We start from the raw sequence: 26943 nt of genomic DNA on the forward strand, positions 1-26943 counted from the left end.
TACTTTGCGGCTGGCGTCTGAGCTAGGAGACCGGGGCCTCGACGGTCAGGCGGATCCTGAGCCGTGGTTGTGTGCGCAGGGGGCCTCCGTCGCGGCGCACGTCACGGGGGCCGACGCCGTGGACCGCGCGGAACGCGCGTCCGAACGCCTCGGTCGATCCGTATCCGTGCCGGACGGCGATGCTCAGCAGATCGTCCTCGCCGCGGACGACGTCGGCGGCGGCGACGGTTATGCGGCGCCGGCGCACGTACTCCGACAGCGGCATACCGGCCAACGACGAGAACATCCGGCGCAGATGGTATTCGGTCGTGCCGAGCTCCCTGGCCAATCCGTTGACGTCGAGCTCCTCAGCGAGGTGCTCCTCGACGAGATCGACAAGCTGGTTGAGTACCGAGATCACGAGGCCTCCTTTCGATGTCAACCCTGCCGGAAGAACCCCAGCCGTACCCGACCGCTGCGGTCCGATCCGATCATGTGCCTGGACGGACACGGGACTGACGCACGCTCATGCCGCCGGGCAAGCGCTCGCTTAAGGGCAGCGTGTTCCTGACCTCTGCCGCAGTAATTGCCGGATTTACTGCGGCGGACCCCCTGCCGTGATGAGCACGACCTGCGGCGGGGGGATCCGGCCGCCGGGGCGAGGTGTACGCATTTACTGCGGCAGTGCCGGGAGGGTGGGGCGGACGTGGCGATCGAACCAGTGACCAAACTCGGGAGCGGGGTCCCGCTCAGGTTGCCGCGCGCCCGGGTGCTGCCCTTGTCCGCCCCGCCGTCGTCGTACACCGCAGCTGTCGAGCGGTACCTCACCGGCGCCGGCATCGCGAAGTCCTCCGCGCGGATCTACGGGATCTCACTGACAACATGGGGATGGATGCTCACCGGCGAACCCGCGCCGACCGGACCCGCCCGCCGCGGCGCGCTGCCTCCTGTCTTCCCCATCGCCGCGCTCGACGACCCGGCGCTGCCCGAGGTGCTGGCCGAGCTGGCAGCGGCCCGGGCGGACGAGATGGACGCCGACACCGTCAACCGGGAGCTGTCCATCGCGCGCAAGGCGATCGGCTGGTGGCAGCGCCAGGGCTGGACCGAATGCGATCCGACGATCGGCATCGAGCGGCGGCCGGCGCCGCCGGACCGCACCAAGGCACTGGCGGAAAACCAGATCGCCGCCCTATGGCGCCTGGACGTCGCCCTGCGGGAGAAGGCGTTCTGGAAGATGCTCTACGAGTCCGTGAGCATTCCTGGCGGGCCGATGCCGGCCGCTCCAGGACACGTGTCCGAGCTCAGAGAGACTTCAGGCGGGCAGGGAGGCGAGCCAGTCGGTCAGGAGCCAGTCGGTCAGGAGCCGGTTGGTCTCGGCGGGGCGCTCTTGCTGGATCCAGTGGCCACAGCCGTCGAGGATGTGGGAGGAGGCCAGGCTGGGCAGGGTGGTGGGGTATGCGCTGATCGCATCGGTCATCCAGGCCGGGCCGCGCAGGCCGAGCGCCGCTTCGGAGTTCGATTCCCCGAGGACTACCGACACTTCCTGGCCCCGGAAGGGAGCATGGGCCGGTTCATTCCTCCTGCGGACGACTTCCTGATGATCAATGCCATCGCGGAGCTCATCGAAGTCAATGAGCTGGAGAGTTCCAGAAACGCTTCCCCGGGAGCGTCGTCATCGGCGGGGACGCCAATAGCGGCCTTTGTAGCCGCGCTCTTGGAGCGATGGCCGGATCTAACTGAAGACGAAGGCGATAGTTCGCCGTGGTCAACCGGCCCCTGATCGGGGAGGCCAGCGGCCTGCTGATCTACTTCCCCATGCGCTGGAGCATGGCCGAGGAAGCGTCTGCCTATGCGGCGGAGGTTGCTGCGTCGATGGGCCTCGACTGCTTCGACCCGCAGGCACGGAAACTCCGGCCCTAACCGGAACAGCAGCGACGGACCAGATCAACCGAGACGGCACCGGGCAACCGTGCGTCCGGGACCAGAGCCACTGAGATTTCCAGCGTCGCAGCGTCTCAGTTCTTCTGGTCGCTGCAGGCTACTCGGCGTCGCCCGGCTGGGCCGGACTCGTGGGCGGTGCGGGGACGACATAGGACCCCTTGCCCGACACGGTGTAGATCAGCCCGCGCTCTCGCAGTTCCCGCATGGCTCGGCGCACGGTCATGTGTGCAATGCCGTACTCCTCGGCGAGCCGAAGTGACGCCGGAATCATGCGGTCGGGTGCGTACTCCCCGCTGCGGATCTTGGACTCGATCACGTCGGCAAGCTGCATGTAGAGCGGACGGCCGGATTTCGGATCAAGGGACATGTCCCGAACGTATGTAGATGCACCATGCTCGGCATCTTTGGCTCTAGCTACATCTAGATGCATCAAGCTACATCACGCTATGTTGGCGGCAACAAGGACCCCCGCGACGCGGCGAACGTCCGGGGGCGTGGCCACCAGCTACCTAGGAGCTGATGACGATGAGCATTATCCATGCCTTCCTGACGTGGGTCATGGGGGCGTTCGGCCCGCGTCCGTGCGGCCGGCACCGCGCCGACCGCACGCCCGCGCCGCCGCTGCTCGCCCCTCCGGCGCGGCCTTCGTCGCCGAGGAGCGGATACGGCCTCGAGGGTCCGCTGAACGGCGAGGAGACGGCTCTCGTCCGCCCCTACCTTGTCGCACACGAGCAGCGGCAGGAACGCGCCCGCCAGCATCAGCGCCGTCTCGCCCTGGTCCTCGCTGCGGACTTCGGTATCGACCTCGACCGCCACGTGATCGGCGCGCGAGGGGCGGCCTGATGACCACCATCGACACCCCGCTGTGCGGCGCGCGCCGTCCCGGGTGGGAGCGGCCCGGCCCCGGCCGTCACCGCCACCTGCCCTGCATCCTCGCCGAAGGCCACGACGGCGACCACCGCGACGCCTTCCGCCAGACCTGGCACCAGCGACCGCGTCTCACGGAGTGCGGGGCGCTGCCCCCGGTCCCGCCCGGGCCCGCGTGCTGGCGCACCACCGGACACGACGGGCCGCACCGCAACAGCACCGACCGGGAATGGCCGGAGGCCTGCGAGGCGTGCGAGTCGACCGCGGGCCCTCTGGCCACGGTCACGACGGAAGCCTCGGGCAGTGTCGAACACTGGCAGCTGTGCCAGCAGTGCGCGCGCGGTGGCGGGGCACCGGTCGCGCGCCGACCCCTGCGGATGTGCGTGCGCTGCGACGCACTCACAGACACCCCGGTACTCGTCTCCGAGGTTCACCAAGGATCCGGGCCTGGCTTCAACGTGTACGCCTGCCCCGACTGCGCGCCGCACTACCCGCCGCTGCTGGACGTGTTCAGCCTTCTGCCGCCCGCTCGTCGCGCCGAGAGGGGCGAGCGGTGAACGCCGGACGGCCGCCCCGCCCCGGGGCCTCCCGCATGACCGTGCGCACCTACCGACTCGACGCCGACGGGCAGCGCGTCGACGAGACCCAGCTGAGCACTTACGACGGCGGCGACGCTGAGGTACCGTCCGTGTCCCTGGCCTGGCCACGGTGCCAGTGCCCCCGCTGCCGCCCGCGAGTCCAGTAGCGGCTCGCAGGCGGCCCGTGGACGGCTTCGCTTGAGGTGCGCCAACTCCCGCCCAGATGAGGGGAACACGGGCCGTCGGCCCCGGAGCTTGCGCTCCGGGGCCGACGCGGGCCGGTCACAGCAACGTGACAAGGGTCTTCAAGTGTTGGGGGTTTGGCTTAAGCAGGCTGGTTGATGCTGCTTCGCGTCATCGGGGCGGTTCCTTGGACTCTGCGACTCGTTTCCTCCTGCCTGGTAATGGTTTCCGCTGCTTTTGTGAGTGGGGGCGTTCGTCCTTCTCTGCGTCGCGGGATGGCGACGGTCGTGGTTTCCCGTGCGTTGTGGTGCCCCTCGGGGTTGGGGGGCTCGGGCGGATCGACGGGACCTGGTGAGGCCGTGCCCTTGTGTGATGGTCGTTCGTTAGACCGATCGGCGGCCGTTTCGGGAGACTGACGGGGATCGTGCGGAATAGGTGGGGTGGTGGGTGTGGCCAGGTTGATGGCGACAGCCACCTGTACCGCCTTCCGTGGTGTCCTGGAGGGCAGTGGTGAGCGGGTCGGGCAGGGCTTGCTGTTCGAACGGGTGGGTTTTCTGGCCCGGTTGAGTCAGACGCTGACCGGTGCTCTGGTGGCTTCGCGGTGGGACGAGGACTCGCTGGACGTGCTGGCCGCTGGGGTTGACGAGCGGGGCGAGGCGCTGCCGTCCAAGGGGTGGATGGCGATGCGCCGCCTGAGCTGGCCGCAGGAGGTGCGGCCCCCGGCCGGGGTGTATGTGTCGGACCGGGTGCGGCGCGGCGCCGAGGAGTACGCGGCCAGGACGCTGCGTCTGGCCGTGCACCGGCGCACCATCGTGACCGCGATCCTGGCCACCTGGCCCGCCGATCCGCGGCGGCGTACCGAGGCGGAGTGGGCAGCGCTGCGCAAGCTGCTGCCCGCAGGGGTGAGCGGTGCCGAGATCCGTAACCGTACCCGCCAGGTGCGTGCGTACGTGGCCGAGCACGGGTGCCTGCCCGCCGGGTTGTGCGTACTGGAGGGACCGCCGCAGGTCGGCGAGTTGGTGCTGCTTGCCGCGATGGACCGCCAGCAGGTCACCCTGGTGAGGGTGGATGAGACCACCGCCCGGCTGCGTCTCAAGCTCCCCCTGAACGCTCTCCCCGCCACGGGCCGTGACTGGGCCTGGCACGTGATCGACATCCACCTGCCTGGCACTGTCACCGCGGACGCGGTGCTGCACACCCCGACCCTGCGCCCAACCCTTCCCCACGCTCTCAGCCCGGTGCGAGCAGGGGATACCCCACGTGGCCGGATCGCGGTGGATCTGCCGCACTCCAGGCCAGCCCCTGCCACCAAGGCGAGCGGGCATACCGTGGCACTCGGCTTCGACTGGGGCGTCAACACCCTGCTCACCGGCACGCTCGGCCGCCTGACCGGCAAGGGACACAACCGGCGGGTTCTCACCGACGGGCGTCCACTGATCTTCGACGCCACGACGGTCAGTGCCGCCCTGCACCGCTTACGCGGTGTCCGTGAGCACCTCGCCGCCAAGCGCGATCACTACCGGGCCCTCGCGGACGGGCTCGGCGCCCCGCACCTGGCCTGGGGCGAACACCTCGATCGGGCCCGGGTGCTGGAGGTCGAGCACGGGCGGGTGTGTGCCCGGATCCGGCATCTGAACGACGCGCTGGCCTGGGCGGCGGCCCGCTGGGCCGTCGACCAGGCGGTAGCGCTCGGCGCGAGCGTCATCTACCTGGAAGACCTCGCCACCCTGGAAGCGCGCGGCCACCGGCGAGGCAACGCCCGGCTGTCCGGGCAGGTGCGCGGCGCGGTGGCCGAGGCGATGCGGCATCTGGCCGCGAAGGCGGGCATCGCGGTCGTCACCGTCCCGGCCCGGGACACCTCCAGGCTGTGCCCCGGCTGCCTCGGCAAGCTCACCCACCATCCGGCCCCCGACCGGCTTCACGAGCGGGGTTGGAAGTGGGCGCACTGCGCGGGCTGCGGGCTGTCTATGGACCGCGATCACGCCGCTGGCCGCCGGATCGTCTCCCGCGGTCTGCTCGCCCAGAGCCACACCACCACCGAGCGCGCCACCGACACCCGGACCATCCGCACCACTGTGGACGGCACCGTGGCCCTGGTCCGGCGTCCGAAGAAGACCACCCGCCGCCTGCGCCGCCAACGCCAAGCCGAGACGGCCCCGCCCCGCCCCAACGGGCCGAAGAGCAAGACCACTCCGGGCAAGGGGCGCCCCACCCCCAGCAGACCCACCGGCCCTGGTGGCCGAGGCACCCGGCACGCCGCCCAAGGGCAGGTCCCGGGCCCGAAGACTTCCCGCCGTATGCCCGATGTGCGTACGGTCCCCGCCACCACCCCCACCGGGATGGTCCAGCGTCCGGCGGGGCATGACACCACGACACCAGCCCCCACCGGGCCGGTGCCAGGTCATGGAGTACCCGCCCACACCCGGGTGGAAGAAGACCCTCTTCCACCCAGACGCAGGCGGCTCTCACGCAGAACCTGTCGACGACGCACCTGCGCCGCCGAGCGGACCGGCTTCCACCACCTGCACGCCACCCAGGCCCACCCCCTCACCCCGAGGATCGGACCACCGGACGGCAATCGCACACGGCCACGCCGCGCCCGAAAAGCCCAGAAACCACAGGCACACACAGAGTTCTAGAGACGCTCAATGGCCGGACAAGGATCACGGATCAAGTGCTGTTCAGTTGCGCGGGTGTGGTGGTGGAGGGCAGGGCGAGGGCGTACAGCCGTTCGCGGGTGCGGCGGGCGACGACCGAGTCCGCGCCGTGGATGTCGGTGACGACCGTCAGCAGCTCGGTGCCGAGCCGCTCACGGTCGGACTCCGGCGGCATCACCCGCCACAGGCTGTAGGCGCGGCGGGAGGCCGCCTCGACGTCTGGGTGCCCGGGGCCCTGGATGGTGGCCCTGAGCTGTGCGGCGTGCAGGTACCAGGCAAGTGCCGTGGCGTGGTCCCTCAATAGGGCGGCGAGGTAGCCGCGTACTTCGCGGACCATGACGGGGTGCAGGTGCACCTGGCCGTACTCGGCGGTGACCTCCTGGTCGAGCTGAGCGGCGAGCGCGGCCGCGTCCTGCATGCTGCCGCCCTGGGCGACCTCCGCGACCTTGATGAGGCGGGCGCGCAGCGCTTCGGCCGGCAGGCCCTGCGGGGCGGTCGTCGTACCGGTGGCGGGCGTGGCCCAGAACGCCGGCGTCACGGTCCCCCAGGGGCGGTAGAGCGGCTCGGACATTGACTGACTCTCCTGCACTGGGACGAGGTTCACCAGTCCACCACACGGCGGACTTCGGTGATGCGGGTGATGTAGCTCGTGCTGTTGCGCCAGCTGCTGTAGGTGACGATCCGGGTCTTCACGCCCGTGCGCGGTGCCTCGATGATCATTCCATTGCCGACGTACATGCCCACGTGTCCGGGCCGCGCGTCGGAGCCGTCTGAGCCGGGGTTGAAGACGAGGTCGCCTGGTTTGGGCTTGTCGGTGTCGACCCGGGTGCCGATGTTGACCTGGTCGTAGGTGGTGCGCGGGATGGTGACCCCGGCTGCCTTGTAGGCATGCTGCATCAGGGAGGAGCAGTCACACCAGTGGGCGGGGTCCTTGCCCAGGGCGTCGGTGCAGTCGCCGCCGAGGTGGTACCAGCCGCCTTGCTGCTTCAGCGCCCACGCCACCGCGACTCGGACCTTCGTCGGGGTGCCCTCGGGCAGTTCGTACCCGGCGGGCAGCTGGCCGTCTTCGCTAGCGGCCGGGGCCGCGAAGTCCGCGGACATGGCCATGATGTTCTGCACGTAGTGGTACGTCTGGCCCTGGGCGAAGCTCTTCGGCGGTACGCCCCGGTACTGGTCGACGCGGCCCCAGCCCGCGTTGTACCCGGCCAGGGCGAGCTCGATGGGGCTGCCGTTGTAGTCAGGGTGCTGCTTAGCCTTCTTCAGCAGTGAGCACATGAACTTGCCCTGGGCGGGGATGGCGTCTTCCGGGTTCCACACGTCCTTCTTGCCATCCCCGTTGCCGTCCGTACCCCAGGTCTGCCAGGTGCCCGGCATGAACTGGGCTATGCCCTGCGCCCCGACGTTGCTGCCCGCGTTGGGGTTGAAGTTGGATTCCTGCTTGAGCTGTGCGGCCAGCACCGCAGGCGAGAGGCCCTGGTCGCAGTCGGCGGCGGCCTGCAGGATGAGCGGCGCGTACTCGGAAGGCACCCCGCCCTTGCCGATACGCAGGCCACCGGCGACCGGGTCCGCGAAGTCCCCGTCGTCGTCATCGAAGGTGGCGATCAGCAGCACTACGCCGATGCCAAGGGCCACCGGCGTCATCACGAGCCCGGCGGCCACGGTCACCAGCCAGCGCTTGATCTTCATGCAGTCCCCCTCCTGATCTGCATTCAGGTACTCAGATTTGCTCCCTCAAACCTGAAATCCGGGGTGTGCAGATGGGAACCGCCCCCCGGGAAATTGCGTGATGGCCTGTGACATTACGCCATCACTACTACTCAGTGCGATGCGCCAATCTCTCTTGCTGTACACGCGAGTTGGGAGTGTAAGGTTGCAGTCCAGGGTCCATGGTGACTGCAAGGGTGTTCGGATTAGCCCTAGCAAACACAAGTGCGACTTGAGGGGGGATAGTGGCGAAAAGGTCTGTTTTGGCTCCGGTGCTGCCCGAAGGGGCGCGCCTGGTGGTACCGGTCATGGCCGCCACCGGCGGCAGCGGCCGCTCCACGGTGGCCGGTCTGCTCGCCGACGGCTTATCGGCCAGCGGCCGCACCGCCGTCTTAGATCTGGCCCCACGCCTGTCCTCGCCGTGGCCCGCACAGGCCGCCGAGCAGCATGCGGGCGGCCTGGCCGCCCTGCCCCCCGACCAGCCACTCAGCCGTGCCAACGTGCACCGCGCCTGCACCGTCAATGCCGCCTCGAATGGCGCCGGTTGGCACCTGCTCACCGACGGCCGCGAATGGCACACCCTGCCGCTTCCGCTGCCGCAGGACCCGGCCGCCTGGTACCAGCTGGCCGCCATAGGCGGCTGGCAGACCGTCGTCGCCGACACCGTGCACCCTCTCGCCCACGACATGCTTGCCGCCCGCTGCCTGGGAGAGCTGGGGCAGACTCGCGGCTGGTACGCACTGCCCTACGCGCTGCCGGTGCTGTGCGCCACGTCGACGGCGAACGGCATCCAGGCACTGCAGCAGGCCGTCATGGCCCTGCACGCCGAAGGGCTGCCCCTGCAGCGCACCGTCGTTGTACTCGTCGCCACCGGTGACGGCCGGCCCCCGGCCGCCGTACGCGCTGCAGCGACCATGCTCACCGCCCGCACCGCCGCCGTGGTCCATCTGCCCCATGACCCGCACGTGCGGGCGCATGGCTTGCGCGACCTCTCCCGGCTGCGCTCCCGTACCCGGCAAGCAGCCGCCCAGCTCACCCGCGCGGTCCTCGATGCCGCGCACTCCACCTGGGGCCAGCCGCTGCCCGTAGCTCCGCAGCCGGCCCCGATCGCCCCTGCTGTCCCCGCCCTTTGACGAGGAAACGGATATGAGCCAGATCCTGAGCGCCCTGCAAATCGCCGCAGCCGACCCGCACTGGCAGACCCTCGCCGACGCGGTCCCCGGGGTCACCCCCGAGTTGCCCAAGGACGTTGACGAGCCCGTGCAGAAGATCCTGAACTGGACCGCCGGGCTTGGACTGGCCGGGGCCGTCCTCGGCGGCCTGCTCGGCTGGGCCGCTGTGGCCGTCGGCCACAACAGTGAGCGGGCCGCACTGGCCGCGCGCGGGAAGCAGGCCATCCTTTGGAGCCTGTTCGGCGCCGGCGGCATCGGCGTCACCGCCGCTCTGGTGACCACCTTCTACAACATGACCAAGTGAGGCAGGCGGTGGTGACCGACAAGACTCGCAAGGCCCGGCTCACGCTCGCCGCGCTTGGCGTCCTGATGGTCGGGGCGCTGATCGGCGGGGGTGTGACCGCAGCGGCCGTCCTCGGCGGCGACGACACCGAGAAGGACGCCGGCAAGGCGGCGCCAACGGCCTCACCGTCACCGTCGAAGTCCAAGGCGTTGATGTACCCGGACATAACGCCGGAGAAGGGCTCGAAGGTCAAGCTGATCGAGCCCACCGGGCAGAAGGGCGGGGCTTCGACCGGCTTCCCCCACACGACGGATGGGGCGATCTCGGCCGTTGTCTACTTCTGGGAGGAGTACGCCTTCCTTGACGACCAGAAAGCGCGCCAGCAGCTGGAGGTCGTCACCTCCCCGGACGCCGACGGCTACATCGACGAGCAGATCTCGGAAGTCCGCAAGCTGCGCGAGTCCGTCGGCCTGCCGCCCTCCGGCGGCACGCCCGCGGGCGTGACGTTCGAGACCAGTGTCAACGCTGCCCGGGTTCGGGCGCTGACCGACCCGAGCGGGAGCCTGTCGCGCGGCGACGTGGTGTCGGTGTGGCTCAACTACGACCGCTACGCCACGCAGGCCGACGGCGCCCCGGACGGTGACCCGCTCAAGGATGAGATGACTCAGTTCATCGTCAAGTGGCAGGACGGGGGCTGGAAGTTCACCGACGAGGCCAAGTACAAGGACCAGGCCGACTTCCCGGTCTCCTACAAGTCGGATTCGGCATACGCGTGGCAGGACGGCTGGTGGCAGGTGCGGCATGTCGACTGAGCGCCGCCGCGTCAGACGCCTGCTGATGGTGATGCTGACGCTGCTGCTGTCCATAGGCGGCGGACTGGCCACTGCGCCGACGGCCATGGCGGACTACGACCCTGACGCCTGGCACGTCGACTGGGGCGGCGAGAAGCCCTATCCGAAGGAGTGGGAGGGCGACCGGATCGGCCAGGACAAGGGCGGCAACTGGTGCAACGTTGACAAATTGCAGTACCTGCAGAGGCAAGGTAAAGCCCTGGGGGAAACCTGCATCGAGTCGCCCGACACCAGCCCTGGCTGGGTGGACCCGTGCGAGCACAGCGAGTGCAAGGACGAAGAACGCCAGAAGACCGAGATGGAGCGCCTCGAGCACTGGCGCGAGACCCAGCTCGCGCTGGTGAGGAAGGGCGAAGTCGAGCTTGCCGACTACGACAAGTGGAACAAGTTCCTGACGAAGTGCATCAAGGACGGTGGCCTCTACACCGCCTGCAAGCAGGAGGCCTACAAGAAGTACGGGCCGATGGGCGGGGACAGCCTGTCCGACTGGGTCGGCGGCCAGATCTCTAAGATCGCGCGCGACGCGCTGGAGGAGGCCGCACAGTACATCGGCAACGCCGTGGTTTGGCTGCTGGAAGAGTTCGCCGACATCTTCAACGAAGCCTCCGTCATCAACCTGGACTCCACCGGCATCGCCGAGCCCATGGGGATCGCCACGGCCCTGTCTGCGGTCATCGCCGTGTTTCTGTTGCTGCTGCAGTTTGGGAAGGTGGCCATCAGTCACCAGGGCGGGCACGCGGCCACCGCGATCTCGGGCCTGGCGAAGTGGGTGGTCATCAGCACGGCGTATTGGACGGTCACCACCACCGCGCTGCAGCTGTCCGACGAGATCTCGACCTGGATCATCAACTGGTCGTTCGATGGCGGCGGCAACGGCGGCGATGCCGCGACGGCTGCGATGAAGGCGCAGTTCGGCAAGATGTTCGGCGGCCTGATCGCCGGCGGCGCAGGGGCGTCCGCGGTCGGCGGCGCGCTGATCACCGGTCAGGGCCTTGCCGCGTCCGCGGTGGCCGTGGTCATCGTCATCGGCATCGTCTGCATCCTGGCCATCGGTGCCCTGTGGATCGAGATGCTCCTCCGTCAGGCCGGGATCATGATCCTGGTCGCCACGATGCCGATCGTGCTGGTCGGACAGATGTCGGAGGCCACCAAGGACTGGTGGCCCAAGGCCCGTGATGCGCTGCTCGCGTTGATCCTGATGAAGCCGATGATCGTGTTCTGCTTCGCGATTGGCTTCTTCGCCATCAAGCAGGGCGAGGGCGTGCAGAACATGATCGTGGGCCTGGTCATCTTCCTGATGGCGTGCTTCTGCTGGCCTGTGCTGGCGAAGTTCATGACGTTCTCCACGCTGGGCGCTGGCGCCGCGGTGGCGGGCGGGCTGATGAGCTCGCTCGGGTCGTCGGCCTCGTCGATGAGCGGTGGCTACCGGCCCGAGCTCGGTGGTGCGGGTGCGGTCGGTGGCGGCCCCGCCTACACGCGGGCCCTGGAGAGGGACAACGCCCAGACGCAGGCCACTGGCTCCAACGCCCAAGGCAGCGGGGGCTTTTGGACGAACGAGTCGCTCAAGGCCCGCATGAAGGGCCCCGGTGGTCGACTCGGTACTCGCGTGGCCGGGCCGCTGGGCCTGGGCCTGCAGGCCGTCGCCATGGGAAAGGACACCCTGGAGTCCGGCATGGCCAACACGGCCGCGCATGCCGGCCTGGACCACGCCTCGCTCGGCGGGCGCCACGTTGTGATCGCGCCGCGTGGCCCGGACACGGCGAGCCTGCCGCCCACGGTCCAGGAGCGCGCCCTGCAGTCGCGGCCGGATGCCGCGCCGGTGGTGACCGGGCCGGCCAACACCGACATTCCGTCGCCGAGGGAGGGATAGCCCATGTCCAGCTCCACCCCCGTTACCTACGGCGGCTGGCAGTCCGAACGTTCCGGGTTCATGGGCCGTCTGTCCGGGGTCGGCTTTGCCCTGGTCGTGGGTGGCTGTGTGCTGTTGCTGACACCGATCAACCTGGGTAGCTGGGCGGCCGGGTTCGTGTGCGTGCCGATTGCCGCCGTGCTGTTTTCGCTCGCCTTTGGGCGGGTGCTCGGGTTGAGCGCCGACGACTGGATCCTTCTCGCAGTAAGGCATCAGATCAACGTGGCTACCAGGCGCAACGTGTTCATGTCCGGGGCGTTTGCGCCTCGTTCGGAAAAGACTGGGCAGCAGCCGATGGACCTGCCCGGGGTGCTGGCCCGGCTGCGTTTCCTCGAGGCTCCCGACGGTCTCGGCGGAACGCTGGGCGTCTCCCACGACCCGGTCGCGGGCACCTACACGGCCGTCGCCCGGATCACCTTCCCGGGCCTGGCGCTGATCGACAGCGACAGGCAGACCGCGCGGGTCGCCGCGTGGGCGGGTTTCCTGCGCTCGTTCTGCACCGAGGACTCGCCGATCACCCGGCTGGCCGTGCACCAGCGGTGCCTTCCGGACGACGGCGCGGCCCTGCGCTCGTGGACCGACCGGCACCTGGCGCCGGACGCCCCCAAGGAGGCGGTCGCCGCGCTGACGGAGTTGATGGAGGGCGCGGGCCCGGCCGCTACTACCCGCGAGACGTACCTGTCGGTGACCCTGTCCGCGGGCAAGGCGCGGCTGGCCATCAAGGGCGCCGGCGGCGGGCAGGTCGGCGCAGCCGCGGTCCTGGTGCGCGAGCTGCACGCCATGCACAGCGCCCTTTCCACGGCGAGCCTGCAGGTCGTCGAGTGGCTGCCCCCGCGCACCTTGGCCCAGGTGGTGCGTACCGCGTACGACCCCGAGGCGCAGCAGATGCTCGCCACCCGCAACGCCGCCGCCCACGCGCCGGACTGGAACGGGCTTCAGCCGGGCGTCGACCCGCAGTTGGCGGGCCCGGCGTACGCCGAGACCGACTGGGGCACCTACCGCCACGACGGCGCCTGGACTGTCTCGTATCAGGTGCGGACCTGGCCGCAGGCGGATGTGTATGCGACCTTCCTGCAGCCGCTGCTCAGGCCCCGGCAGAATGCCCGCCGCTCGATGAGCATCGTCTACGAGCCCATCGGGCCGCGCCGGGCCCGCCAGGACCTGGCCCGTGAGAAGGCCAAGCGGGAGTCCGCGCGGAAACTGCGGGCCAAGACGGGGCAGGACGAGTCCGCGGACGAGCTGCGCGAGGCCCAGATCGCCCGCGCTCAGGACGCCGCCCGCGCCTCCGGTCAGGGTGTGCTGCGGCTGACCGCCATCCTTGCGGTCACCGTCACCGACCTGAGCGAGCTGGAGACCGCCTGTGCCGAGCTGCAGGCGGATGCGGCCGCCTCCGGACTGGAGCTGCGCCGCATGTGGGGCGCCCAGGACGTCGGCTTCGCCGCGGCCGCGCTGCCGCTCGGGCAGGGCCTACCGGATCGAAGGGTGGGCTTCTGAATGTCACCGCTGCTGTTCAAGCGCCGCGACGCCGGCGACACCGTACTGAAGCAGTCCGGGTTGGGCGAGGCCACGGGCCTCGCGCAGCGGCCCGTCGAGGCGCCGCCCGCCGCACCCACCGCTCGGGAGCAGCGCCGCGCCCGGCTGCTGGAAGACCCCGACACGGTCATGCGGATCGCCCCGAAGAAGGGCTGGGCGCAGCCAGACGCAGGGCGGTCCGCCTCCGTGCCCCGGGTAGAGGTGGTGCGCGCCGACACCGCGAACACTGCGGGCGCCTACCCGTTCCTGCACGCCGCTTCCCTGCCCCCGGTCGGCGCGTACATCGGACAGAACACCCTCACCACCGAAGCCTTCTCCGCGCACCCGGCGGCGTGGGTGAAGGAGGGACTGTGCACCAACCCCAACGTGATGATCACCGGCATCCCGGGCAGCGGTAAGTCCGCACACATCAAGGCGCTCTGCTTCCGGCTGATGGCGTTCGGACACCGCACTCTGATCGCCGGAGACGTGAAGGGCGAGTACGCCGCCTTGTGCCGCCACCTGGGGGTGGAGCCGGTCCGGCTCGGTCCCGGCCTGCCCGGCCGCGTCAACCCGCTGGACGCCGGACCGCTCGGCCAGGGCCTGGACCAGATCAAGGACCCGGGCGAGCTGCAGAACCGCCTGCGGGAGATCCACCGACGCCGGTTGACGCTACTCAAGGCACTGCTGGAGCTGCAGCTGCGCCGCACCCTGCTGCCGCAGGAGGAAGAGGCCCTCGACGTCGCCGTCCGCGAGGTCACCGGCGAACTGTATGGCCAGACCAGGCTGGAGACGCCGACGCTGCCGCTCGTTTACGACAAGCTGCGTGACCCCACCGACGCCATGGCCGAGGAACTGCGCGTGCGGGACGGCGAGGTGCAGCGGGCGCGCGAGCAGATGGAATCCATCCGCTCCGCCCTCGGCGCCATGGTCAACGGCCACGTCGCCGGCCTCTTCGACGACCAGACCTCCATCGGCCTGGACTGGGACGCACCCATCCAGTCCGTCGACATCTCCGCCCTGGAACAGTACGGCGACGAGACCGTGGCCATGGTCCTCACGTGCGTCTCCAGCTGGGCCCAGGCCGCCATCGACCGGCCCGGCAGCCGCCCGTGGATCGTGGTGCGCGACGAGCTGTGGCGGCAGATGCGCTCCGGCGGTGCTTCCCAGGTCAAGAAGATCGACGCCGATCTGCGGCTGTCCCGCGCGACCGGCACCATCCAGCTGCTGGCCACCCACCGCCTCAGCGACTTCGAGGGCGTCGGCGCCGCCGGATCCGAGGCCGTCAACATCGCCAAAGACCTCATCAGTTCCTGCGAGACCCGCATCCAGCTCGCCCAGGACACCCGCCCCCTGCAGATCACTCGCGAGGCGATCGGCCTGACCGACGCCGAATGCGACCTGATCAGCTCCTGGGGTGCCGGACAGCGCGGCCGTGCCCTGTGGAAGGTCGGCCGCGGAGGCGGGTCGCACGCCGTGCAGCTGGTGCTCTCCCACACCGAAGAACAGCTCTTCGAGACCGACGAGAAGATGGTGATTTGACGTGGCCGACAAGCCCGTCAGCAGCGGGCTCGACGACAACACGCTGCTCGCCGCGTATGGCGCAGGCCTCGCCGTCGCCCTCGGCGGGGCGGTGCTGCTGGCCGCACCACTTGCCGCGCTGCTCGCTGGACGCGGGTGGGCGCAGTCCACCGCGAGCCTGCCGGAAACCGTGCTGCGCGCCCTGGTCAACGGCCCCGGCGCGGTCTTCGCCCCGGCCCCGCCCGCCTGGCTGTTCTACCTGCTGACCGTGGCGCTGCTGCTGGTGTTCTTCCTACTGCTGCTCAAGGCCGTCACCAAGCTGAACTTCGGCGCCCACACCGGCGGCGCCCAGTGGGGCGGCGCGAAGGTCGAACGCAAGCTCAAGGCGCCACAGGACCCCACCCTGCGCGCCAACCGCATCACGGCCGGCCGCGGCATGCAAACGAACAAGATCGTGGCCGCCCAGCCCAACATCAGCGCCACGGTGTTCGGCGTGCCGGGCAGCAGCAAGACCACCGGGCTGGTGCTGCCCAACGCCGCCGAATGGCAAGGCCCGTTGGTGGTGACCACCACCAAGGCTGCGGACCTGGACGTCATCTACTCCCGCCGCCGCGCCCTCGGACCGGTCTGGGTGATCGCCCCCGCTGGCATCCCCGGCCGGGAGACGAACAAGTGGTCACCGGTGGAGTACTGCACCGACGCCAAGGCCGCCGACCGCATGGCCGCCTGGATGGCCGAGGCCTCCGCATCCAGCGACGACAAGCGCGCCGCCCCCTGGATCGACCAGGCCAAAAGCGTCCTCAAAGGCGTGCTGCTGGCCGCGAACCTCTCCGGCGGCGGCATCAACACCATGCGCCGCTGGCTCTCCCTCGGCAAGGACGCCGTCGACCACGTCCGCGCCGTGCTGCAGCAGCACGGATACACCGAGGTCGCCGACGACTACGCCTCTCCCTGGCTGCGCCTGCACGAAGACGGCATCGGCTCCATCCAGTTCAGCCTCAACGTGCTCGCCCGCGTCTACGCCGACGAGGAGGTCCGCGAGACCTGCGCGGGCACCGACTTCACCGTCGAGGACCTGCTGACCAAGAACGGCACCGTCTGCCTGATCGCCTCCGAGGCCGACGCAGAACGCTTCGCCCCGCTGCTGACCTCGATCATCGCCTCGATCATCCACGGCGCCGAAGTCTGCTACAACGCCACCGGCAAACCCCTCGATCCTGGGCTCGGGGTGCTGGTCGACGAGGCGGGCAACATGCTGCGCTACCCCCGCCTGCCCAACATCCTCACCACCGGCCGCGGCATGGGCATCGTCGTCCTGACCGTGTGGCACGACCTGTCCCAGCTCCGCGACCGGCTCGGCGTGCAGAAAGCCAACACCGTCCTGTCCGCCTCCGGCCTGCGCATGCTGCTGCCCGGCTGCGGCGACCTCGAGACCCTGCGCTACTTCTCCGGCCTGTACGGCCGCACCGAGACGATGCGCACCTCGCACGGCCGCTCCCGTGGCGAGTTCACCACCAACTCCTCGCCCACCGAGACCGATCTCGCCCCCGTGCACTCCCTGCAGCAGCTGAAGGAGTTCACCGCGATCGCCCAGTACTCCAACCAGGCGCCGATCAAGGTGAAGATGCGACTGACCTTCCGCGACCGCGACCTCAAAAAGCTCTTGGCCGAGCCGCAGCCCGCTCAGGGCGGCAGTCCGGTGAATCTGGGGAAGGCAGCAGCGCCCGTCGTCGAGAGGGCGGGCCGTGGCTGAAGCGCGCGACAATCCCGCCGACCTGTGGCCCGCTCCGCCGCCCGCGAAGTCGACGCCGGAGCCGCGCCGCTGGGTGTGGTCAGCCATGTCCCCACCCGAGCGGCGCGCCCGGCTGCGCGAGCTGCGCGTCTGGGTCGACTGGCTGCGCTACACCGCAGAGCTGCACAACGAATTGGCGCCCTGCTGGTACCGCCATCGCTGGGTCAAGGAGCTGCTCACCGCCCTGTATCTGGGCTGGTTGCGTACGTACGAGGGCGACAAGAGCCCCGGGCGCGAGCTCGCCGAGGCCGAGTGGATCAACACGGTGCATGCGTTCAAGCCGTACCTGAAGCTGTCGGCGTGCATCGGAGGTCACGAGGAACCGCCACCGCCGCCTCCGCCGGCCCCTGGCGCGGACGAGGAATTCGAGATGTACCTGGCCACCTCTCCGGACACCACCGATCCGGCCCGGCATCCGGCCGAGGCCGAGGTCATGCGGATGACCGCGGAGCTCGACCCGCCTTTGTGAAGTACCGGACGTGACTGCAGAACCGTACGTAAGGAGGGATGAGACGGATGGGGGAGGACGCGGGGGGCGAACGCAATGAAGCCACGCCCGAGTCACCGGTGCGACGGGGGAAGCCACGCTCGGCAGACGTCGCCGCGCAGGCCTTTCGCGAGACCGCGATCAGCATGAACGGCCGCCGCAAGATCGTACGCACTGAACAGGTCACGACGCTGGCCCGTCTGGAGCGCGAGCACACCAAGGCCGTACGCGACTCCTTGACTGTCCTGCACCACCAGAACGTCGACGATCTCGAAGCCGAACAGCTCGCTGACGTCGAGAGCCGGGAGTGGCCCGACAAGGAGGGGTTCCCAGGCTCGGGGGAACAAGCCCGCGCACGCGTCTTGGAAGGCATCAAGCAGCAGGCCGAGCGCTCCCGCAAGCGCAAGTTCACGATCCCGAAAACCCACTGGGACGACGCCCGCAAGGGGCTGCCCAAGGTGCGCTTCGACATCGACGTCACCGATTCACGAGTCAGCGAATTCCACGAGTACGTCGAGGAGCCGCAGGCTGCAGACTCAGAAAGTCTCTCGGCATCGAGCACGAGCGACACATCAGCCAGTGACCTGCCGCCAGCCCCTGGCGACCTGCAGTCACTCATCGGCCTCATGGACGCTGCCGAACCGGCGACCGCACCCTCCGATGACCTGTACGACACCGCCGACCTGTTCGCCGATCCCGGCATCGCATTGTCGGCGCGCACCGCAGCCCCCCAGCCGGAGGAAGCCCCCGCGGCCACGGAGCACACGGAGCCCGACCTCACCGAAAACTTGGAAGGGCAGATGGTCTTCCACATGGTGCGAAGCACAGCCGAGCCCGACGATCCGGGCGCGTTTCCTGCTTCCCCAGAGCCCGACAGTGCGAGACCGCAACCGGCTGCCCCCGCCGCCGCCCCGAAGACCGCCGCACCAGACCTTAAGGAGGAGACTCCCATGGCCGCACCCATCACCGAACCGGTACCGGCCCCTGCGGCAGCCGCACCCGAAACAGGGAGCGACCGACTTCAGGCCGCCGCGGAAAATGACCTGGAACGGAGCGCTCAGCAGGAGGGCAAGCCCGCTGTTACCAAGTCACCGGCGACGCCCTCGAACGATTCTCTGGACGAGCGCCTGCTGGCCCGCGCCGCGTTGGCCCCTGCGCGCGAGGACCAGGAGCTCCCGCTATGGACCGGCAACGACCTGCCGACCGGGGCCTGGCGCGAGGAAGACAGCGTGCTCTACGACGGCTACGGCACACCGCAATGGAGACTCAAGACGGCATCCACCGCCACGTCGGCGACGAAGCATCAGGCGCAGGACCCCCCGTCCACGCCCACGACCGACGCGTACGACCCCGTGGACATCCGGGAGGCCTTCAAAGCGGTTGAGGAGGCCTGGGCCGACATCGTCCCGCACGAGCAGGGCACTGTCGAGGACCTGCTTACCGCCGTCGATGGCCCGCTGCGCGAGCTGGAACAGCGGTGGCAGCGCACCGTGCCGCTGCCGCAGGCGGCCGAGGAGCAGGAAGCCGCGGCCGCCCAGCCCGACCGTGCCGAGCCTCCGGTGGGTCGGCGCGACCCGGCGCCCGTCAACGCGGCGCTGCGGCAGGCGGACACCCACGCCGCGGCGCTGAGCAACCTGCCTGAGTGGCAGGAGCTGCAGACCCTGCGGGGCGCCACGACCCATCTGTGGAACGTGATCAGGGAGCGGGCGGGTGACTATTTCGAGCAGCTGCGCAGCGACGTCCGCGTCCAGGGGTTCTGGCGTACGGTCTCCGTCCGTACCACCGAGAAGATCGCCGAATGGGCGCGGGCTGGGGCCGACGGGCTTCGCCGCGGCCGCGGCGGCGACCTGCCCACCGCCGAAGCCCTGCTCAACCTCAGCGATGCGGCCCTCACCTACAGCACCCCCGGCATCGAGCGGCCCGACGAGCCGGACCCGGCCTCCGCCCGGAACGAGAACCTCGCCGCGGTGCGGCAGTTGCGCACATCCTCGCGGACCGGCGGCCCGGTCGCGTACGGCTCCCGCGAGGAGGCCACGCAGGCCTCCCGGGATGTCGCCGAGGCCTTCCAGACATGGCGCGAATCCCCCATGGGGCAGGAGCTGACCACCAGCTCCACCCACCCCTGCGTAGTTGCCTTCCGGCAGGCGTGGCAGCGGCTGCCTGCCGCAGACCTGCCGGACGGCCCGGGGTCGGCGGCCGGCCCTTACGGCGACGTCGGCCGGAACGCCCAAGCCCTCGTGGAGCGGGCCGAGGCCGCCAACGCGGAACGCGCCAAGTCCGGGCAGCAGCCCCGCTTTGCCGCACCCGACGTCGATTCCCTGCGGGCGGTCGTCGCACTGGCCGAGCACCACGGTGGACGGCTCGCGGTGACCCTGCCGCCGGGCCTCACCGGCCCCGCAGCCCCGGGCGCCGCCGCTCCGCAGGCCGCCCCGCCCCGCCCCACGGTGGCGGCTCCCGTCGTCGCGGCTGCCACGTCGGGCTCGCCGAGCATGTCGGCGTAGCGGGCGTGGCCATCCAGAGTGAAGGAAGAGGTCCCAGGTGAGCACTCCGAAGGAGCCGGCGCCCGCCGCGCCCGCGTGGCCGGGTGCGGCGGCGGAGGCAATGAAACTCGACTCGCCCCTACCGCTGCGGCTGCTGACGGACTGGGAGATCAGGGAGCGGTCAGCCCGGCTGGTGCGGGCCGAGGAGGCCGCCCGCCGCCTCGCGGAGGCCACGGCGCCCGACGGGGCCCTCCGCGTCGCGCAGCGACTCGCCGACCAGGGCGCCGCGCCAAATTTGATGGAGCGGGCCCGCAACGCTGCACGCGAGGACCAGCTCTACGCCCAAGAGAAGGGCGCCCGGGCCCACGCCCAAGCTGAACGACTGCACGAGCAGACCGAACAGGCCGGGGTCGGGCTCCAACGGCGCCAGCAGCTCACCGCGGCACAGCAACAGGCCGAGGCGGCCGATCGCATGAGGCAGCGGCCGGTTGCCCCAGCCCCGTCCGCCCGCCCGGTGGCCGGACCATCGGTGTTCGCCCCGCAGCCGGCCGACACGACACGCCAGCGGGCAGATGCCAGGCCTTTCTGACCGGGCCCTCTACACAGCTGAGTCCCGGAGTCACCGACCCCGGGACTCACGTACTCCGGGGCCGGTCAGCCTCCGGTTGGTTCTGTAAGTGGGAGTGGGTAACGTTTGTCGACGGTTTTGGGTAACACTTAGCGATCACTGAGCCCGGAAATGTCGGTGAGAATCAGCAACGCTTCGGGTTCAGGGCCGTCAGCGTGATCGTCTGTGTCAACTACCTGTCAGCTTACGGCGATGTGCGTCTGCATAGGGTGTGAGCTGGGGTAGCCAGCGATATCAGTGAGGCAGCCCCGTGCGGGAACGTAGCCGAGGGGGAGACAGCCGTCCGATGAATCAGATCCTGTTCGCCGGGGCCATCGGCCTCTTTCTGACCCTGATCGGCACCCCGCTGCTGATCAAGCTGCTGGCTCGCAAGGGGTATGGGCAGTTCATCCGGGACGACGGGCCACGGGGCCATCACGGCAAGCGTGGAACGCCGACGATGGGCGGCATCGCCTTCATCCTGGCCACTCTCATCGCGTACGTACTGACCAAGGTCGTCACTGGCGAGGGCGTGACCTACCCGGGCCTGCTGGTGCTGTTCTTGATGGCGGGCATGGGCGTCGTCGGATTCCTGGACGACTACATCAAGATCGTCAAGCGGCGTTCGCTGGGTCTGCGGGCCGGGGCGAAGATGTCCGGCCAGCTGATCGTCGGCATCCTGTTCGCTGTGCTGGCCGTCCAGTTCGCGGACGACCGCGGCCAGACCCCGGCCTCCCTGAGGCTGTCATTCGTCACCGACTTCGGCTGGACCATCGGGCCGGTGCTGTTCGTCGTGTGGGCGCTGTTCATGATCCTGGCCATGTCGAACGGGGTGAACCTGACGGACGGTCTGGACGGGCTGGCGACCGGCGCCTCGGTCATGGTCTTCGGCGGATACACCTTCATCGGCCTGTGGCAGTTCCAGAAATCGTGCGCCAACGCGATGACGATGACTGACCCCGCCTCCTGTATGGAGGTCCGTGACCCGCTCGACCTCGCCGTCATCGCCTCCGCGCTCATGGGCGCCTGCTTCGGGTTCCTGTGGTGGAACACCTCACCCGCCAAGATTTTCATGGGTGACACCGGCTCGCTCGCCCTCGGCGGCGCCCTGGCCGGCCTGGCCATCTGCTCTCGTACCCAACTGCTGCTCGCCCTGCTGGGCGGCCTGTTCGTCCTGATCACCCTGTCCGTGGTCATCCAGGTCGGCTCGTTCAAGATGACCGGCAAGCGCGTCTTCAAGATGGCGCCGCTGCAGCATCACTTCGAACTAAAAGGCTGGTCCGAAGTTCTGGTCGTGGTCCGTTTCTGGACCATCCAGGGCATGTGCGTCATCGTCGGTCTCGGCCTGTTCTATGCAGGATGGGCGGTGGGCTGAGACGGGACGCCGAGATCGCCTGGGTGGTGGGCACTGCGTGGCAGGGAAGAGGTATCGCCACCGAAGCAGCCCGAGGACTCGTCGACTGGCTTAGCCAGCAGCCGGTGCAGGCCATCATCGCCCACATCCACCCCGAACACCAAGCATCCGCTGCTGTCGCAGCCGCCGCCGGGCTCACGCCCACCGACGAATGGCACGAAGGCGAGATCCGATGGTGCCGGAACATCAGGCAATAACATCGCCGATCCACAGGTCTTGACGATTACTCCGAATCTCACGGGGTTCGGGAGTCTGTGAGCAGTTGAGTAACGGCGGGGTCATTGGCTGATCCCTCGGCGGCGGGTTCCATGGATGGTCGGGGGACTGATTCGTGTCGGCGGCGTGGCGGGTACGGCGGGCGCTGCCGTCTGTTCCCAGCCCTGTTGGGTTGCGATGAGGCGGTGCGCTGCGACATCGAGCAGGGCCCGAGGCACGGCAGTACCGGCTTTCTGGGCGGCTTGGAGGAGTGCTCCGGCTGCGGCTTGCTCGGCAGGCATGATCGTGCTGTACGCGTCGGTGAGCGCGTCGAGCTGCCGCCCGTGGGCGGGGTACCAGCGCATCCGGGTATCGAGGCCGGGAGGCCGGTGCTCGATGAAGTCGGTGACCAGGTTGCCGCGGGCACGACTCAGCGCGACGGGTGCGGCGGCCGCCAACTGCCATCCGGTCGCGGGTAGTCGGTACAGCGTCGCCGTCAGCGCACCCACGCCGCTGGCGTCGACGAGGATCGCCTCCACGGTGCGTGGCTTGGGTGGCTTTCCCCCTTCGGGCTGCCAGCTCGCGCCGTACAGCAGCTGTCCCACGCGCGTCGCGGCCGCCTGCGCGGTGACCAGCGCTGGATGTGCTGACGTCTTTGGCATCGGTGCGAACTGCCCGCTTCGCACGAGGTCGTAGCCGGGCGGCGGCAGCTTCGGGTGGCCACGCGGGTCGGCGAGATCGACGATCCGGCGCCATCCGGCCGCCGCCTGCTGCCACGCCTGTGCCGCTCCTCGCAGTCGGCCGGCGGCCTCCTGCAAGGCGACAGCGGTTTCCGGGTCGCTGTGGGCGGCGACGTGGAGCAGGGTTTGGCCGGCCAGCAGGTTGCCCATCGTCCGCCAGCGGCCCATCTGTCGCAGATCGGATCCGCTCAGGCCACGCTCGCCCCGACCATGCAGGGCTTCGAAGGCGGCCCGGGATAGCCGCTCACAGTCGTCGGCAAGGTGACCGAGGACCGCGGTGGTGGTGTCGGTTGTCAGGGGCGGTCGGGGATCGAGCGGCGGCGCGAGCGGGAACGCGGCCAGGGACCGGTCCTCGGTCCCGCTGGCGGCACGGCCGAACACGGAGGCCTGCTCGAGGCTGCCGCGCGCGACGTGCAGCTGCACCGCGATGGCCCCGCTGGTGACGGCCTGGCCCACTGCCTGAGCCACCCGGGCCGCGCCCCAGGCCAGTTCCGCCGAGCGGTGTAACAGATAGGCGCGGGCGGGCTGTTCGGTGAATGCGTAGGCGTACGGCGTCACCGGGATGCCGTCTTGCCCGCGGTGGCTGGCGATGAGGTCACGGACGGCGGATGCCGCCTGCGCTGCCTGGGCCAGCGGGGTGGCGCCCATGCCAGCGTCGTCATCGAGGGCGGGTAACAGTCCGACCGCGCGCCGCAGGGCGCGTTGAGCGGTGGCCAGATGGGTGGCTGGCCCCGGATTCGCCCGGCTGGGCCGCTCTCCGGCGCTCTCGAGCGTGCTTTGCAGGTGCCCGACGAGTTCGTCCAGGAGCCGCGCCGCGGCAGCCTGCCCAAGGGTGTCGTCGGAGGCGATAGGGGTGGCGGCCGCCGCTCGCAGATGCCGGTCGGCGGTCTCGTACAACTCTCCCAGCGTCACGGGCATGCCTACTGCTCCCGGACTGCAGCGAGCGCCTCGGCGGCGATCGCGGCCTTGTCGGCTGCCTCCTGCAGCACCGCCCGGCCGTCCTCCTCCACCTCTGGCTCGGCGGCCATACGCTCGAGGGCCACTTGGGCGTGCCGCAGCAGGCTCACGTACGGGGCGAGGCCTTCCGCACCCTGCGCAGGTGCCGGCACGTCGATGGGCCGTCCGGACTCCGGCAACGGCAGCAGGATCTGACCCGCCGAGCTCGCCTGCGCGGCTACCAAGGCCTGAAGCTCATCACTGCTGTCTTCGAAGGCGACGGCGTCCGCGACCTGCTCGGCCACGTCGAAAGTTTCCCACGCTGCCGCCAACACCTGGGTGCGGTCCGTCGCATCCAGCGCCGCATCCAGGGGTTTCAATACGTCTGGCAGGATCATTCGACTCCCCATCTCGCTCGGTCAGACCGTGATCGTCTCACTCCGTGGAGACAGCACCGGGTGCCCTGTCGATGACGGACGGGTTGTGGACAACCGGGCTTGAACCCAATCGGCGTCAGTGTCTGATGCGGACGGATCGCCAGCGCCGGTCGCTCCGACTGATGAATCCGCGCGCCTCCAGCTGCGCGAGCTGGTAGGCGACTGACCCGCTACTAGAGAGGCCGACCAGCTCGCCGAGCTGCCGGATCGACGGGCCCTCGCCGTGATCCGCGATCCAGTTTGAGATCGCCCGCAGGATCCGAATTTGACGCTCGCTCAGTTCGTCGTGCCTCATGCCGTGCGCACCCCCGCGCGGTCGGTGCGGGCCTGGCGCCGCAACTCGATCCGGGCCGTTGGCACCCCGAAAGTGCGGTTGCCCCAGAAGGGGTGCCACCAGATGCGAGCGGACAGGCGCAGCAGGCGTCGGCGCGGCGCGGTGTTGCGGACCGCGCCGGGGGCGGCGAGCGCCGCGTAGGTGGCGTTCCAGTCGCGCTGGGCCTGAACCAGGTCGTGGGGGAATACGGGTGCATCCATACACGCATTAGATCGCGTGTTCGAATTCTGTGTCATGTCGAGACACGCACGGCTTGCCCGGATCAACACCTGGCGGCAGTCAGCCCTCGTCGGACCGCCACAACCAGCGGAGGGCATCGGGGAGCAGGACGCCGCCGTGGTTGGGGCTGTGACCGCCGTCGCCCAGGACCAGGCGGAAGTCGTAGCCGGCTTCCGCGAGCGCGGCCGCGACGCGCAGGTTGTTGGCGAGCCAGTTCCCCTCGGGCTCGTTCCAGCGCAGGTCACGATGGCCCGCTTGGAGGAAGATGCGCAGCGGCTTGCTGGGGACGCGGGGAATGAGTTCGGGGTAGGGGTTGCCGCCGGGCATCTGCGTGAAGCTGGACAGGAACGCGGTGACCCGGCGGAACTTGTCGGGGCGCAGCCATGCTGCAGTGAAGGCACAGTTGCCGCCGCTGCTGCCACCGCAGATGCCCCACTGATCGGAGTCCTCGGCGATCGAGTAGTGCTTCGTGACCTCAGGGATGATCTCGCTCAGGAGAAAGGTGACGTACCGATCGTCGAACGCGTCGTACTCGGTGTTGCGGTTCTTCGGATCCTCAGCGCCGGGGAAGACGCCAGGGTCGACGAACACCCCGATGCTGACCGGGATGTCACCACGGTGGACGAGGTTGTCCAGGACGATCGCGCCGCGGACTTCCCCATCCGGGTCCAGGTACCACCATCCATCCTGGAACACCATGAGCGACGCTGGCTTGGAAGAGTTGTAACGTGCGGGCACGTGGACCCAGAACTTCCGGGACGTGCCGGGGTAGATCGCGCTGTCGTTCCAGTCGAACTCGATCGTCTTGCCGGCGGGCACGCCGGGCTGTGCAGCAGAGTCGGGGCCGTGGGCGTAGCGAACCTCTGACTGGTGAATCGGAAGCGGCTGGTAGGGCACCTCGATCGTCACGTGGGCCAACCTAGGAGGGATCGCGACCTGCCTCAAAGGGATTTAGGGTCTGTTGTGAAAGTGCTGGTCACAGTGATTCGTTGAGGCCGTTCAGAGTCGATCCGCTCGGCGAGCTTGTCGGCGTGCTCATGGAGTGCGTTGTGCAGGAGGCGGGAGACGACGGGGGCTTCCTGCTCGGGAAGACGGGCAGCGTGAGCTCATAGGCGCTGAATCTGGCCCTCTTGATCTCGATGAGGCCGATGTGTGGCCGGTTCTGCAGCATGGGTGCCCATTGCCAATCGCCCTGCGTGACCTGGGCCCAGGCGATCGCCGAGGCCGCCAGGTGGCGTGCCCGGTCCCAACGGATGCGGTAGCGCCGGCCTAGCTCCAGGTGCCGGACGACCACCTCGATGATCTTCCTCCAGTCGTCCGGAGGGAGGACCCAGCCCTGCAGGCGGGCTCGGCGGTGCTGGTAGTTGACGGGCGAGTCAGCCGCCGCAAGCTGGTTGGCGAGGCGGCCGAGGGTGTCTGCGTACTGTCGTGCGTTGTCGTCAAGCGACTGCCATGAGCGGAGTTGCGCACGCGTGTTGTGGCTCACGGCGGCGGTGGCCGGAGCCGGCGGTTGCCGCAGTGGCCGAGATCGACGAGGAGCCGCAAGAGGACCCTGACGACCCCGACTTCGCCTATCGAGTCCGTGTGACCTTGCTGTCGAAGACGACGGACGCGCTGTACCGCAATCCAGTAGACCGGGACGATCTGGATCTCGACCAGGTGCGGTCGGTGCAGAAGGCGAAGCCGGCGGCGTTGGCGGTCCTGCTGGCGCGAGCCGGTCTGCGAGACGACCGTCGCAGCGGACTGCTCTGGGCCGGCACGGCGCCGGGTCCATGTACGCCGTTACCAGGGAGACCGTGCGTGCGGAAGTGGACTCGTAGCCCACGGGACAGCGCTGACCACCCCGACATTGTGCGGCCACTCCTTGCTCGGCACCGAGCGGGAGTCTCAGCGCGGAATACGCGGCATCAGATCGTCATACCCGCCGCTGGCCCAGATTTCCTGCTGGAACCGGGCTGGCGACATAACGTCTGCTCCCTCGTCGCGGCGCCAGACCACATCGCAGCGATAGCAATACCAGGCGTCTCTCCAGAAGGGATACGCGCGGGCTGCGCCCGCGTCGATCTGCGCACGGATCCGTCGTCTCTGCAGGCCGACCAGCGCAAGCACGAGTACATCGGCGCCGGCCAGCACCAGCCAGATGAG

Annotated in this window: 24 protein-coding genes and 3 pseudogenes; 16 read left to right on the forward strand and 11 right to left on the reverse strand. The window is 69.4% G+C overall.

Going from position 1 to position 26943, the window contains the following annotated elements:
* Positions 1–37: 37 nt before the first annotated feature.
* Positions 38–400 (reverse strand): annotated as a pseudogene (locus tag ABT009_RS30460) (helix-turn-helix transcriptional regulator); the annotation flags it as partial.
* A gap of 891 nt (positions 401–1291) precedes the next feature.
* Positions 1292–1459 (reverse strand): annotated as a pseudogene (locus ABT009_RS30465) (alpha/beta hydrolase); the annotation flags it as partial.
* A 281-nt stretch (positions 1460–1740) separates the two neighbouring features.
* On the opposite strand from ABT009_RS30465, the gene ABT009_RS30470 reads away from it, so the two are divergent.
* Positions 1741–1899 (forward strand): hypothetical protein, encoded by a 159-nt coding sequence (locus tag ABT009_RS30470; protein ID WP_351301981.1) that lies wholly within the window; start codon positions 1741–1743, stop codon positions 1897–1899.
* Positions 1900–2017: 118 nt separating this feature from the next.
* Here ABT009_RS30470 and ABT009_RS30475 read toward each other — a convergent pair whose 3' ends face one another.
* Positions 2018–2287, reverse strand: coding sequence for a GntR family transcriptional regulator (locus tag ABT009_RS30475; protein ID WP_351301984.1), 270 nt, complete (start codon positions 2285–2287; stop codon positions 2018–2020).
* Between the two features lie 158 nt (positions 2288–2445).
* Between ABT009_RS30475 and ABT009_RS30480 the strand changes: the two genes are divergently transcribed.
* The 3 genes from ABT009_RS30480 to ABT009_RS30490 all read left to right on the forward strand — a co-directional run bounded on the left by ABT009_RS30480 (position 2446) and on the right by ABT009_RS30490 (position 6187).
* Positions 2446–2763, forward strand: a complete 318-nt coding sequence (locus ABT009_RS30480) for a hypothetical protein (RefSeq protein WP_351301987.1) — start codon at positions 2446–2448, stop codon at positions 2761–2763.
* Positions 2763–3344 carry a hypothetical protein gene (locus ABT009_RS30485; protein WP_351301990.1) on the forward strand — a complete coding sequence of 194 codons (582 nt, stop codon included), beginning with the start codon at positions 2763–2765 and terminating at the stop codon, positions 3342–3344. The genes ABT009_RS30480 and ABT009_RS30485 overlap by 1 nt, the downstream gene beginning before the upstream one ends.
* 665 nt (positions 3345–4009) lie before the next feature.
* On the forward strand, positions 4010–6187 hold the full coding sequence (locus tag ABT009_RS30490; RefSeq protein ID WP_351301993.1) for a zinc ribbon domain-containing protein: 2178 nt from the start codon (positions 4010–4012) through the stop codon (positions 6185–6187).
* Positions 6188–6218: 31 nt separating this feature from the next.
* On the opposite strand, the gene ABT009_RS30495 is transcribed toward ABT009_RS30490, so the two are convergent.
* Both ABT009_RS30495 and ABT009_RS30500 read right to left on the reverse strand, forming a co-directional pair.
* The gene (locus tag ABT009_RS30495) at positions 6219–6776 is read right to left on the reverse strand and encodes a hypothetical protein (protein WP_351301996.1); all 558 of its coding nucleotides are present in this window, start codon (positions 6774–6776) and stop codon (positions 6219–6221) included.
* A 29-nt stretch (positions 6777–6805) separates the two neighbouring features.
* Positions 6806–7891 (reverse strand): C40 family peptidase, encoded by a 1086-nt coding sequence (locus ABT009_RS30500; protein ID WP_351301999.1) that lies wholly within the window; start codon positions 7889–7891, stop codon positions 6806–6808.
* 326 nt (positions 7892–8217) lie between these two features.
* Between ABT009_RS30500 and ABT009_RS30505 the strand changes: the two genes are divergently transcribed.
* From ABT009_RS30505 to ABT009_RS30560, 12 genes and pseudogenes are all read left to right on the forward strand, one after another.
* Positions 8218–9042: a hypothetical protein gene (locus ABT009_RS30505; RefSeq protein WP_351302002.1), complete on the forward strand. Its 825-nt coding sequence runs from the start codon at positions 8218–8220 to the stop codon at positions 9040–9042.
* A 13-nt stretch (positions 9043–9055) separates the two neighbouring features.
* Positions 9056–9385: a hypothetical protein gene (locus tag ABT009_RS30510; protein ID WP_351302005.1), complete on the forward strand. Its 330-nt coding sequence runs from the start codon at positions 9056–9058 to the stop codon at positions 9383–9385.
* A gap of 11 nt (positions 9386–9396) precedes the next feature.
* A complete protein-coding gene (locus ABT009_RS30515; protein ID WP_351302008.1) occupies positions 9397–10176 on the forward strand; it encodes a hypothetical protein in 780 nt (259 codons plus the stop codon).
* Complete coding sequence (locus ABT009_RS30520; RefSeq protein WP_351302011.1) at positions 10166–12085, forward strand: TrbL/VirB6 family protein; 1920 nt, start codon at positions 10166–10168, stop codon at positions 12083–12085. The genes ABT009_RS30515 and ABT009_RS30520 overlap by 11 nt, the downstream gene beginning before the upstream one ends.
* Positions 12086–12088: 3 nt before the next feature.
* Positions 12089–13618, forward strand: a complete 1530-nt coding sequence (locus ABT009_RS30525; protein ID WP_351302014.1) for an SCO6880 family protein — start codon at positions 12089–12091, stop codon at positions 13616–13618.
* Positions 13619–15178: a putative type IV secretion/conjugal transfer ATPase gene (locus tag ABT009_RS30530; protein ID WP_351302017.1), complete on the forward strand. Its 1560-nt coding sequence runs from the start codon at positions 13619–13621 to the stop codon at positions 15176–15178. It abuts the gene before it with no gap.
* Position 15179: 1 nt separating this feature from the next.
* Positions 15180–16910, forward strand: a complete 1731-nt coding sequence (locus ABT009_RS30535; RefSeq protein WP_351302020.1) for a type IV secretory system conjugative DNA transfer family protein — start codon at positions 15180–15182, stop codon at positions 16908–16910.
* Entirely contained in the window at positions 16903–17418 is a 516-nt protein-coding gene (locus ABT009_RS30540) for a hypothetical protein (protein ID WP_351302023.1), read from the forward strand. The genes ABT009_RS30535 and ABT009_RS30540 overlap by 8 nt, the downstream gene beginning before the upstream one ends.
* 47 nt (positions 17419–17465) lie before the next feature.
* Positions 17466–19937 carry a hypothetical protein gene (locus ABT009_RS30545; RefSeq protein ID WP_351302026.1) on the forward strand — a complete coding sequence of 824 codons (2472 nt, stop codon included), beginning with the start codon at positions 17466–17468 and terminating at the stop codon, positions 19935–19937.
* Positions 19938–19974: 37 nt separating this feature from the next.
* A complete protein-coding gene (locus tag ABT009_RS30550; RefSeq protein WP_351302029.1) occupies positions 19975–20505 on the forward strand; it encodes a hypothetical protein in 531 nt (176 codons plus the stop codon).
* A gap of 325 nt (positions 20506–20830) precedes the next feature.
* On the forward strand, positions 20831–21898 hold the full coding sequence (mraY, locus tag ABT009_RS30555) for a phospho-N-acetylmuramoyl-pentapeptide-transferase (RefSeq protein ID WP_351302032.1): 1068 nt from the start codon (positions 20831–20833) through the stop codon (positions 21896–21898).
* 8 nt (positions 21899–21906) lie between these two features.
* A pseudogene (locus ABT009_RS30560) lies at positions 21907–22134 on the forward strand (GNAT family N-acetyltransferase); the annotation flags it as partial.
* 81 nt (positions 22135–22215) lie between these two features.
* Here ABT009_RS30560 and ABT009_RS30565 read toward each other — a convergent pair.
* From ABT009_RS30565 to ABT009_RS30590, 6 genes are all read right to left on the reverse strand, one after another.
* Positions 22216–23790, reverse strand: a complete 1575-nt coding sequence (locus tag ABT009_RS30565) for a hypothetical protein (RefSeq protein WP_351302035.1) — start codon at positions 23788–23790, stop codon at positions 22216–22218.
* Positions 23791–23792: 2 nt separating this feature from the next.
* On the reverse strand, positions 23793–24206 hold the full coding sequence (locus tag ABT009_RS30570) for a hypothetical protein (protein WP_351302038.1): 414 nt from the start codon (positions 24204–24206) through the stop codon (positions 23793–23795).
* A 115-nt stretch (positions 24207–24321) separates the two neighbouring features.
* Positions 24322–24540: a LexA family protein gene (locus ABT009_RS30575; protein ID WP_351302041.1), complete on the reverse strand. Its 219-nt coding sequence runs from the start codon at positions 24538–24540 to the stop codon at positions 24322–24324.
* Positions 24537–24779 carry a DUF8825 domain-containing protein gene (locus ABT009_RS30580; protein WP_351302044.1) on the reverse strand — a complete coding sequence of 81 codons (243 nt, stop codon included), beginning with the start codon at positions 24777–24779 and terminating at the stop codon, positions 24537–24539. Before ABT009_RS30580 ends, ABT009_RS30575 begins: the two co-directional genes overlap by 4 nt.
* Positions 24780–24858: 79 nt before the next feature.
* On the reverse strand, positions 24859–25707 hold the full coding sequence (locus ABT009_RS30585; RefSeq protein ID WP_351302047.1) for an alpha/beta hydrolase: 849 nt from the start codon (positions 25705–25707) through the stop codon (positions 24859–24861).
* A 67-nt stretch (positions 25708–25774) separates the two neighbouring features.
* Positions 25775–26284 (reverse strand): hypothetical protein, encoded by a 510-nt coding sequence (locus ABT009_RS30590; protein WP_351302050.1) that lies wholly within the window; start codon positions 26282–26284, stop codon positions 25775–25777.
* Positions 26285–26943: the final 659 nt, after the last annotated feature.

This window comes from Streptomyces sp. NPDC002896, assembly GCF_040295225.1.
Classification (GTDB): domain Bacteria; phylum Actinomycetota; class Actinomycetes; order Streptomycetales; family Streptomycetaceae; genus Streptomyces.